Genomic DNA, 10,386 nt, shown 5'->3' with positions numbered 1-10,386 from the left:
TGGTATGCCCAGGTGTACGGGCGCCCGGGAGTCAGTGGGGCCGATGCGTGCCGACGTTTGTACAGCGTTATACGACGGAACCGGGGCATCACGGCCTGCGTGCGAACGCAGGGTCCCGGGAGCGTCGCCTGACAACTAGAGCGGTCGGTCACAGGGCCGGTCGGCGAGGTTACCTGCAGCGATGCCGCACTGTGCGGTGTCGGGGCACCGTAAGGAAGGAAAAACTCCGTTATGACCACAGAGGCCTACATTTTCGAGGCCATCCGCACCCCGCGTGGCCGCAACAAGAAGGGCTCGCTGCACTCGGTCAAGCCGATCGATCTCACGACCGGTCTGGTGAAGGAGCTGCGCAACCGCTTCCCGAACCTCGACGAGGATCGCATCTCGGACATCATCCTCGGTGTCGTCTCGCCGATCGGTGACCAGGGTGCGGACATCGCCCGCACCACCGTGCTCACCGCCGGCCTGCCCGACACCGTCGGCGGCATCCAGATCAACCGCTTCTGCGCCTCGGGCCTCGAGGCCGTCAACCTGGCCGCGCAGAAGGTCCGCTCCGGTTTCGACGACCTCGTCATCGCCGGTGGCGTCGAGTCGATGTCCCGCGTGCCGATGGGCTCCGACGGTGGCGCCATGTTCGCCGACCCGTGGACCAGCTACCAGAACTACATTGTCCCGCAGGGCATCTCGGCCGACCTGATCGCCACGATCGAGGGCTTCTCCCGCGACATCGTGGACAGCTACGCCGTGCAGTCCCAGGAGCGCGCGGCCGCGGCCTGGACCGGCGGCTACTTCGCCAAGTCGGTCGTGCCGGTCAAGGACATGAACGGCCTGACCGTGCTGGACCGTGACGAGCACATGCGTCCCGGCACCACCGTCGAGGATCTGGCCAAGCTCAAGCCCTCCTTCGCCACGATCGGTGAGATGGGCGGCTTCGACGCGGTGGCGCAGCAGCGGTACCACTCCGTGGAGAAGATCGAGCACGTCCACCACGGCGGCAACAGCTCGGGCATCGTCGACGGCGCCGCAGTGGTGCTGGTCGGCTCGGAGGAGGCCGGTAAGGCTTCCGGCCTGACCCCGCGCGCTCGCGTCGTCGCGACCGCCACCTCGGGTGCCGACGCGACCATCATGCTGACCGGCCCGACCCCGGCCGCGCACAAGGCTCTCGCCAAGGCCGGTCTGAGCGTCGACGACATCGACCTGTTCGAGATCAACGAAGCCTTCGCCTCGGTCGTGCTGAAGTTCCAGAAGGACCTGAACATCCCGAACGAGAAGCTGAACGTCAACGGTGGCGCCATCGCCATGGGCCACCCGCTGGGCGCCACCGGCGCGATGATCACCGGCACCATGGTCGACGAGCTGGAGCGCCGCAACGCCCGCTACGCCCTGGTGACCCTGTGCATCGGCGGCGGCATGGGCGTGGCCACCATCATCGAGCGCGTCTAACCCGACCGCGGCGCGTACCGGCGGGCCGAAGGAGGCAGCTTGCGTAACCACGTAGGCCCTCGGAAGCGCCGCTATTCAATTCAGACTTCCTTCAGGAGACACCAAAAACTATGACCGACAACATGATTGCCTGGGAGAAGGACGCCGACGGCATCGTCGTGCTGACCATGGACGACCCGAACCAGGGCGCCAACACGATGAACGAGCTCTACAAGACCTCGATGTCGGCCACCGTGGACCGGCTCGAGGCGGAGAAGGACGACATCACCGGTGTCGTCATCACCTCGGCGAAGAAGACCTTCTTCGCCGGTGGTGACCTCAAGAACATGATGCAGACCGGCCCGGACGACGCGCCCGCCATCATGGAGGAGCTCACCGTCATCAAGGGTGCGCTGCGCCGGCTCGAGCAGCTGGGCAAGCCGGTCGTGTCCGCGATCAACGGCGCCGCCCTGGGTGGCGGCCTTGAGATCACCCTGGCCACCCACTACCGCATCGCCGCCGACGTCAAGGGCCTCAAGCTCGGCCTGCCCGAGGTGAAGCTGGGTCTGCTGCCCGCCGGCGGCGGTGTCACCCGCACCGTGCGCAAGTTCGGCCTGCAGACCGCGCTGCTGCAGATCCTGCTGCAGGGCAACGAGTTCGACGCGAACAAGGCCAAGGGCATCGGCCTGGTCGACGAGGTCGTCGGCACCGTCGAGGAGCTGGTTCCGGCCGCCAAGGCGTGGATCAAGGCCAACCCGGACAAGGGCGTGCAGCCCTGGGATGTCAAGGGTTACAAGATCCCCGGCGGCACCCCGTCCAGCCCCGCGCTGGCCGCCAACCTGCCGGCCTTCCCGGCCAACCTGCGCAAGCAGCTCAAGGGCGCGAACATGCCGGCGCCGAAGAACATCATGTCCGCCGCGATCGAGGGCGCCCAGGTCGACTTCGACAACGCCTCGCTGATCGAGTCGCGCTACTTCGTCAACCTGCTGACCGGCCCGGTCGCGAAGAACATGATCCAGGCGTTCTTCTTCGACCTGCAGTCGATCAACAACGGCGGTTCGCGTCCCAAGGACGTGCCCAAGCGTGAGATCCGCAAGGTCGGCGTGCTGGGCGCGGGCATGATGGGCGCGGGCATCGCCTACGTCTCGGCCAAGGCCGGTTTCGAGGTCGTGCTGAAGGACGTCTCGCAGGAGGCGGCCGACCGCGGCAAGAACTACTCGGAGAAGCTGGAGGCCAAGGCCCTCTCGCGCGGTAAGACCACCGAGGAGAAGTCCAAGACGCTGCTGGATCGCATCCACCCGACCGCGGATGCCAAGGATCTGGCGGGCGTCGACTTCGTGATCGAGGCCGTCTTCGAGAACACCGAGCTCAAGCACAAGGTGTTCCAGGAGATCGAGGACATCGTCGAGCCCGACGCGCTGCTGGGTTCGAACACCTCGACCCTGCCGATCACCGGTCTGGCCGCGGGCGTCAAGCGCGAGCAGGACTTCATCGGCATCCACTTCTTCTCCCCGGTCGACAAGATGCCGCTGGTGGAGATCATCCGCGGCGAGAAGACCTCGGACGAGGCGCTGGCCCGGGTGTTCGACTACACCCTGGCGATCCGCAAGACCCCGATCGTGGTGAACGACAGCCGCGGCTTCTTCACCTCGCGCGTGATCGGCACGTTCGTCAACGAGGCGATCGCGATGCTGCTCGAGGGCATCGAGCCGCAGACGATCGAGCAGGCCGGTCTGCAGGCGGGCTACCCGGCCGCGCCGTTGCAGCTCTCGGACGAGCTGAACCTCAAGCTCATGCAGAAGATCGCCAAGGAGACCGAGGAGGCCGCGCAGGCCGGTGACACCACGATGGGTACCACGCGGCACCCGGCGCTGGACGTCATCGACTACATGGTCGCCGAGGGTCGTCCGGGCCGCCTCGAGAAGGCCGGTTTCTACGAGTACGACGAGGACGGCAAGCGTCTGGCTCTGTGGAACGGGCTGCGTGAGCACTTCAAGACCAGCACCGAGGACAAGGTTGCTTTCCAGGACCTGATCGACCGGATGCTGTTCGCCGAGGCGATCGAGACCCAGAAGTGCTTCGACGAGGGTGTGCTGATCACCACCGCGGATGCGAACATCGGCTCGATCTTCGGTATCGGTTTCCCGGCCTGGACCGGTGGTGTGCACCAGTTCATCGTCGGCTACCCGGGTGGACAGGCGGCCTTCGTGGCTCGCGCCGACGAGCTGGCCGCCAAGTACGGCGACCGCTTCCAGGCCCCCGCCTCGCTGCGCTGATCGGGTGAGTTCCGGCGGTGACCAGCCGCCGGGAGTTCCCACGTACGGCCCGGATCCCCGTTGACGCGGTGGTCCGGGCCGTCGTCGTCGGTGGGTGAATCGTTGCCCTGGGGGTTTGTTCGGGCGGGGCGCGCGAGAGGTGGAATTGCGGACGCGCGCCGCCGCGGCGAGCTACGTTGGACTCAGCGCAGGCATCGAGGACGGTCCTATGAATGCACGCAGGGACAAGGTCCGCGGTACTCCCTCGGAGTCGGACACACAGCAGTATCAACCGGTGAACATCGCCGAGGAGCTGGCAGCCATCGGCTTGTCCGACGCCGAGGAGATCGGCCGCGGGGGCTTCGGGGTCGTATTTCGCTGTGTCCAGGAGACGTTGAGCCGCACCGTCGCGGTGAAGGTGCTGTCCTCGGAGATCGATGCGGAGAGCCGCGAACGTTTCCTGCGTGAGGAACATGCGATGGGCCGGTTGTCCGGCCATCCCAACATCGTCGACGTGCTGCAGGTGGACGTCACGGCGAGTGGATTGCCGTGTCTGGTGATGCCGTATGCCGTGCACGGTTCGCTCGAACAGCTGGTACGCGACAGCGGGCCGTTGAGCTGGGCCGATACGTTGCGCGTCGGGGTGAAACTGGCCGGGGCGATCGAGAGTGCGCACCGGGTGGGAGTGCTGCATCGCGATGTGAAACCCGCCAATGTGCTGTTGAGCCGCTACGGCGAACCGCAGCTGACCGACTTCGGCATCGCCCGGATTCCGGGCGGTTTCCGGACCTCCACCGCCATGATCACCGGCTCGCCCGCGTTCACCGCGCCCGAGGTGCTCAAGGGCGAGGAGGCCACGGTGCTCTCGGACGTCTACGGATTGGGTGCGACGTTGTTCGCGCTGCTCACCGGACATGCGGCGTACGAGCGGCAGTCCGGGGAGAAGATCGTCGCGCAGTTCCTGCGGATCACCACCCAGCCGGTGCCGGATCTGCGCGCGCAGGACATTCCGGCCGATGTGGCCGCCTCGATCGAGCAGGCCATGTCGACGGATCCGGCCGAGCGCCCGGTCTCGGCGCTGGCGTTCGGTGAGCTGCTGCGCGCGGCACAGCACGATCACGGGCAGCCCGCCGACGAGATGGCGCTGCTGGATTCGGGGCCCGATCCGGATCTGCCCAGCGCGCTGGAGAACATGCCTTCGCGCACGGGTGTGCTGTCCAGCGGTCCGCGCACCGCGCTGACGCTGCGCTCGGACGGGGCGCTGAATCCTGTCGGGGCGTTACCGCCTACCGCCGCAACGAAATTCCGTCCGCCGACGCCTACTCGCGAACCGGTGCCGCGGTCGCGTCTGCTGGCCATCCTGCGGGCCGGTGGCCGACGGCGGCTGGCGGTCGTGCACGGCCCGGCCGGTTTCGGCAAGAGCACGCTGGCCACGCAGTGGCAGGCCGAACTCGTCGAGCACGGAAATGCGGTGGCGTGGATAGGCATCGATCGCGACGACGACAACGAGGTGTGGCTGCTCGCCCATCTGGTGCGCGCCATCCGGCGAGTGTGCCCGGATATCGGGGCCGGGCTGGAGCAGGTGCTCGAGGAGCGGTCGGACGAGGCGGTGCCGTATGCCATATCGACGCTGATCGATGAGATCCACGCCGGTGGCCGGACGGTGGTGGTGGTCATCGAGGACTGGCACCGGATCACCGACGCCGGAGCTCAGCGTGCGATGGATGCGTTGCTGGACAACGGATGTCATCATCTGCGGTTCGTGGTGACCACGCGCGAGCGGTCGGGTCTGCCGCTGAGCCGGCTGCGGGTGCGGGACGAACTGGTTGAGATCGGCACCGCGGAGCTGCGGCTCACGCAGTCCGAGATACGGCAGATTCTGGTGGAGCGCAACGGATTCGAGTTGACCGATGCGCAGCTGGAGCGGATCGGCCGGGCCACCGACGGCTGGCCCGCGGCGATCGCGCTGGTGAGCCTGTCGCTGCGGGCTCGCACGCAGACGGCCGGAAAGGGCGATTCGGGCGACGCGGTGTCGGAGGTCGACACCGATCAGCTGATCGGCCATCTGTCCGAGCGCAACGAGCCGATCGGCGAATATCTGGCCGAGAACGTCCTGGACACCCTCGAACCTCGGATGTTGGCGTTCCTGATGTCGCTCTCGGCGACGGAGAAGGTGTGCGGATCGCTGGCCGCCGCGGTCAGCGGGGAGGCCGACGCCGAGGAACTGCTCGAGGAGGCGTGCCGTCGCGAGCTGTTCGTGCGCCGACTGGGTCACGATCCCGGCTGGTTCCGATTGCAACCGCTGTTCGCCGAACAACTGCGCGCCCGCCTGGAGCGCGAATCGCCCGGTGCGTCGAAGAGTCTGCACCGCAAGGCTTCTCGCTGGTACGCCGAGCATCAGCTGCTGCGCAAATCGGTGGATCACGCCCTGGCCGCGACCGATCTGAAGTTGGCACTGGATCTGCTCGAGAGCGGCGGGATGGATCTGATCGACACCTCGAAACTGGCCACTCTGCTCGGTTCGGTGTCCAAACTTCCGGTGCAGCAGGTCGCGACGCGTTCGAAACTGATGCTGGCGCTGGCGCGGGCCAATATCAATCTGCAGCAGTCCAGCGCCGCGCGCACCGCTCTGGGCCGGGTGAGCAGTATGTTGGCCCGCACCTCGACGAACGACGCCGACACCATGCGCCAGCGCTGCGAGGCGGATGTGCTGGCCGCCGCCGATATGGTCGCCCGCGACCGCACCGACGGTGTGGCGGAACGGGTTTCGGACACCCTGGCCGCTGCCGACGAGCTGCCCGCGTGGACCGTGTCCACCGCCGCGAATCTCATGTCGTACGTGCGGCTGTGCGATTTCGACTACGACGGCGTGCGCGAGATGCAGGAGTGGGCGGCTTCGTACCACGCGCGATCCAAGGAACCGCTGGGCGAGGTGCTCGGGCTGTTGAATCTCGCGGCGGCCGGCTACGAGCAACTCGATATCGACACGGCCACACGGTGTTGCGAGCAGGCGTGGCAGGTCGCCCGGAATCGCTCGGGTCCGCGTTCGCATGCGGTGCGCGCGGCCGCGGCACTGCTGGGCGAGGTGCGGTACCGGGCCGGTGACCTCGATGCCGCCGATGAACTGCTCGACGAGAGTCATCAACTGGTCGCCCGGGTGGGGCCCGCGGATTTCATGATCACCACATTCGTGGTGGGCTCGCGGGTGAAGTCCGCGCTCGGCGATACCGAGACCGCGGTCGCGCGGCTGGCCGAAGGGGCCCGGTTCGCCGCCGACCGCAGACTGCCGCGGCTGGGCGCGCACATCCGAGCCGAACAACTGCGGCTCGGCCTGGCCCTGGATGCGCCGACCCCGTTGGGAGATCCGGGATTACGGCCGATCCGGCACCTGAGCGGGACCGCCGCGCTGACCGCCGAGGCCGAGGAGATCGCCGCGGTGCGCGCACTACTGGCCCGCACCGCCGCACACGGCGGCCTCGATCCGTCGCGAGGTTACGACCCGTACTTCGGCAATGCCGATTTCGCCCCACTCGGCGTGGATGATTCGGCCGTCAAACGAGCCCGCGCGCTCTACAGCCGGATCGCCGAACAACAGCGTCCCCGTGCAGAATTGGACGTGGCGCTGCTGCTGGCCGAATGTCTCTCGGCCGCGGGCTGGACCGGCGAATCCATCGCCATCCTCACTCCCGCCGTGGTCCGTTGCGCCGAATTGGGCTGGCGCAGGCCACTTCTGGATGCCGGGCCGGGAGTGTTCTCACTCCTGCACGCCATGCGCAACGAAATGCTCTTGGGCACAGAGCATTCCGAGGTCACCGAGGAGACTCACCGATTCCTGGACTCGCTGTAGCCGGAATCGACTCGGGCCGCCGCCGGCGGATGTACTCCACCAGGGCGACGGCCCGTATCGGTTGTGACGAGGATCAGGCGTTCCACCAGGGACGCAGCGGGACGTCCCAGGTCTCGTTCGGGCCCAGCTTCATCCCCAGGACCTGATGCAGCTGAACCACGTTGCGCTCGAAGCCGAGTCGGCTGCCCGCCATGTACAGGCCCCAGACCTTCGCGGTGCCCTCGCCGACCTCTTCGACGCAGGCATCCCAGTTCGCGACCAGGTTCTTGCACCATTCGGCGAGAGTCAGCGCGTAGTGCGGACGCAGATTCTCCTCGTGCACCACTTCCAGTCCGGTGTTCTGGATGTCGGAGATGATGCGACCCGAGCCGATCAACTCACCGTCGGGAAAGACGTAGCGGTCGATGAAATCCCCGGCCCGGGTGGTGCGGGTATTGTCCGGACGGGTGATGGTGTGGTTGAGGAACAACCCGCCATCGCGCAGCTTGCTCTTGATGAAACCGAAGTACGCCGGGTAGTTCTGCACACCGATGTGTTCGGTCAGGCCGATCGAGGACAGCGCGTCGAAATTGGATTCGCGCACGTCGCGGTAGTCGGAGTGGCGCACCTCGGCCAGATCCGACAGACCCTCCTCGACGACCTTCTTCTGACCCCACTCGGCCTGCTCCGCGGACAGCGTCGCGCCGATCACCCGCACGCCGCGCTTGGCCGCGTAACGCACCATTCCGCCCCAGCCGCAACCGATGTCGAGCAGCCGGTCGCCCGCCTTCAGGTTCAGCTTGTCGAAGACCAGGCGGTACTTGTTCTCCTGCGCCTGCTCGAGTGTCTTGCCCTCGTCCTCGTAGCACGCACAGGTGTACGTCATGGACGGGCCGAGAACGTATTCGTAGAAGGTGTTGGAGACGTCGTAGTGGTGGTGGATCGATTCCGCGTCGCGCGTCTTGGAATGCCGCAGACCTTCCATCGCGATGCGCCGCCAGCGCGGCACCGTCTCCTGCGGCGGCGGCGCGATCGGCTTGAGCGCATCCCAGCCGAGCGAGCGGGCGATCGTCACCAGCGCCAGCGCCGAGGGCCGCCGGAACTTCAGATCGCCCATCGCGCGCAGGATTTCGTACGGATCGCCCGGATGGATGCCGTCGGCGGTCATGTCACCGGCGATGTACGCGCGGGCCATGCCGAGATCGCCCGGGGCGGTGGCGATGTAGTTGATACCGCGCGGGTTGAGGATTTCCAGACCGAATGTCGAATCCTTCGGCCCGGTGCTGCTGCCGTCATGTGCGGAGAAGCGGATCGGAACCTCGCCGTCGACCAAGGTTTCGAAGATCTCGGCGATGCTGAGCTTGGTTCCCAGCTCCGCGAAAACATCGGAACGGTCCCTGAATGTGGTCACTTGCGTTGCACCGCCTTCGAATACAAGTCCAGCAAACGCTGATCTGGGTCATATCGCTTTTTGAGTTCGGTATAGATCTCGCCGCCGTAGAGTTCGGCGAACTCGTCCTTACCGTAGTAGGAATCCGAGTACAGCGACTTGTGGCCGTCCAGTTCGGAGACCTTGTTCTCGATGGCGCGATTCGCCGCGCCCTCGGGCTGACCGGGAACGGTCGGCACAGCGGACCAGAATCCCACGTTCACATAGGCGCGTTCGGGTTCGAGCGGATACAACGGCCACGGCCGGGTGCCGGATGCGCCGTCACGAAGACGCAACGGGCACAACCACAGCGGCTCGATCGGTATCTCGTCCAGGAACCACTGCACGAATTCCGCGGTGCGCTCGATCGGCACCTCGATATCCTGCACGACGCGCTCCTGCGGCGGATTGCCTTTGCGCGCTTCGAGTTTGTCGGCGATATCGTATTTGTGGTCCAGCGCGATCAGCTTCCAGTAGAAGCTGGATCGGCGGTACTGCTTGGGCCACATCCGGCGAATGCGCGGATTCTGCGTGCCGAATGCGCGTGAGCACCAGAACCAGTCGGTGTCCCAGCGCCAGATGTAATCGTGAATGGTCAGGCGGTCGCGTTTGGGCCGATCCGAATCGTGCTGGATGGAGCGGTAGAAGATGTCCATTCCGGTGTAGTCGCTGACGGGGCCGGGTTCGTCGGTCTGCCGCCCCAGCACCAGATAGCTCTCCTGCGCGGTGAACACCACGCCGTCGAGATAGTCGACCCGCTCGCCGTCGTAGGACCGGTCGGCGATGATCCGCGTCATCGTGGACTGGAGTTCGCCCAGATCGTGGAATCGCACGTGCCGCAGCGCCACATAGGGCAGCACGGATTCCAGCTCGATCTTCAGTCGCGTCGAATAACCCAGCGTCCCATAGGAATTGGGAAAACCGCGGAACAGCTCGGCATGCTCGCCGTCGGGCGTCGCGGTGAGAATCTCACCGGCGCCGGTCAACACGTCGATCTCCAGGACCGATTCGTGCGGCAGGCCGCTGCGGAATGACGTGGACTCGATGCCCAGGCCGGTGACCGCGCCACCCAGGGTGATCGTCTTGAGCTGCGGCACCACCATCGGGACCAGCCCGTACGGTAGCGTCGCGGCGACCAGGTCCTCGTACGTGGTCATTCCCGCGACGTCGGCCGTCTTGGCCGACGGGTCCACGGAGATCACCTGCGTCAGACCGGAGACGTCCAATCCGGGCGCGTTGGACTTGGCCCTCGCACGGAACAGATTCGAGGTCTTCTTGGCCAGCCGGACGTTCGCGTCCCGGGGGATCGCGCGATAGCTGGCGAGCAGACGATCGACTCCTGCACGGTGCGCGGCAAAACCTGACTCGCGTGCGGCCGGCGCGCGGCCGGCCTTCCCCAACAGACTCACTGCCACACCCAGACGCTATCGCGCAAGGGTTCAGGGGGCTACCGG

Annotated in this window: 5 protein-coding genes; 3 read left to right on the top strand and 2 right to left on the bottom strand. The window is 66.4% G+C overall.

Going from position 1 to position 10,386, the window contains the following annotated elements; translation table 11 throughout:
- Positions 1–231: 231 nt before the first annotated feature.
- The 3 genes from K7711_RS05605 (at position 232) to K7711_RS05595 (ending at position 7,524) form a co-directional block, all read left to right on the top strand.
- Complete coding sequence (locus tag K7711_RS05605; protein WP_040817613.1) at positions 232–1,443, top strand: acetyl-CoA C-acetyltransferase; 1,212 nt, start codon at positions 232–234, stop codon at positions 1,441–1,443.
- Between the two features lie 110 nt (positions 1,444–1,553).
- Positions 1,554–3,698, top strand: coding sequence for a 3-hydroxyacyl-CoA dehydrogenase NAD-binding domain-containing protein (locus tag K7711_RS05600; protein WP_222965406.1), 2,145 nt, complete (start codon positions 1,554–1,556; stop codon positions 3,696–3,698).
- A 208-nt stretch (positions 3,699–3,906) separates the two neighbouring features.
- Positions 3,907–7,524 carry a serine/threonine-protein kinase gene (locus tag K7711_RS05595; RefSeq protein WP_222965404.1) on the top strand — a complete coding sequence of 1,206 codons (3,618 nt, stop codon included), beginning with the start codon at positions 3,907–3,909 and terminating at the stop codon, positions 7,522–7,524.
- 73 nt (positions 7,525–7,597) lie between these two features.
- Here the strand turns inward: K7711_RS05595 and K7711_RS05590 are convergent, their stop codons facing one another.
- Positions 7,598–8,914 (bottom strand): class I SAM-dependent methyltransferase, encoded by a 1,317-nt coding sequence (locus K7711_RS05590; RefSeq protein WP_222965402.1) that lies wholly within the window; start codon positions 8,912–8,914, stop codon positions 7,598–7,600.
- Positions 8,911–10,341 (bottom strand): FAD-binding oxidoreductase, encoded by a 1,431-nt coding sequence (locus K7711_RS05585; protein WP_222966728.1) that lies wholly within the window; start codon positions 10,339–10,341, stop codon positions 8,911–8,913. The genes K7711_RS05590 and K7711_RS05585 overlap by 4 nt, the downstream gene beginning before the upstream one ends.
- Positions 10,342–10,386 lie beyond the last annotated feature (45 nt).

It is taken from the genome of Nocardia coffeae, assembly GCF_019890715.1.
In the GTDB taxonomy this organism is placed as follows: Bacteria; Actinomycetota; Actinomycetes; order Mycobacteriales; family Mycobacteriaceae; genus Nocardia; species Nocardia jiangxiensis.
The sequence above is the reverse complement of the archived record's forward strand: the minus strand, read 5'-3'. Positions and strand labels throughout refer to the sequence as shown.

Excerpts from the sequence above, each read along its gene's own strand:
- K7711_RS05605 (WP_040817613.1), top strand. The coding sequence starts at position 232 with ATGACCACAGAGGCCTACATTTTCGAGGCCATCCGCACCCCGCGTGGC.
- K7711_RS05595 (WP_222965404.1), top strand. The coding sequence starts at position 3,907 with ATGAATGCACGCAGGGACAAGGTCCGCGGTACTCCCTCGGAGTCGGAC.
- K7711_RS05600 (WP_222965406.1), top strand. The coding sequence starts at position 1,554 with ATGACCGACAACATGATTGCCTGGGAGAAGGACGCCGACGGCATCGTC.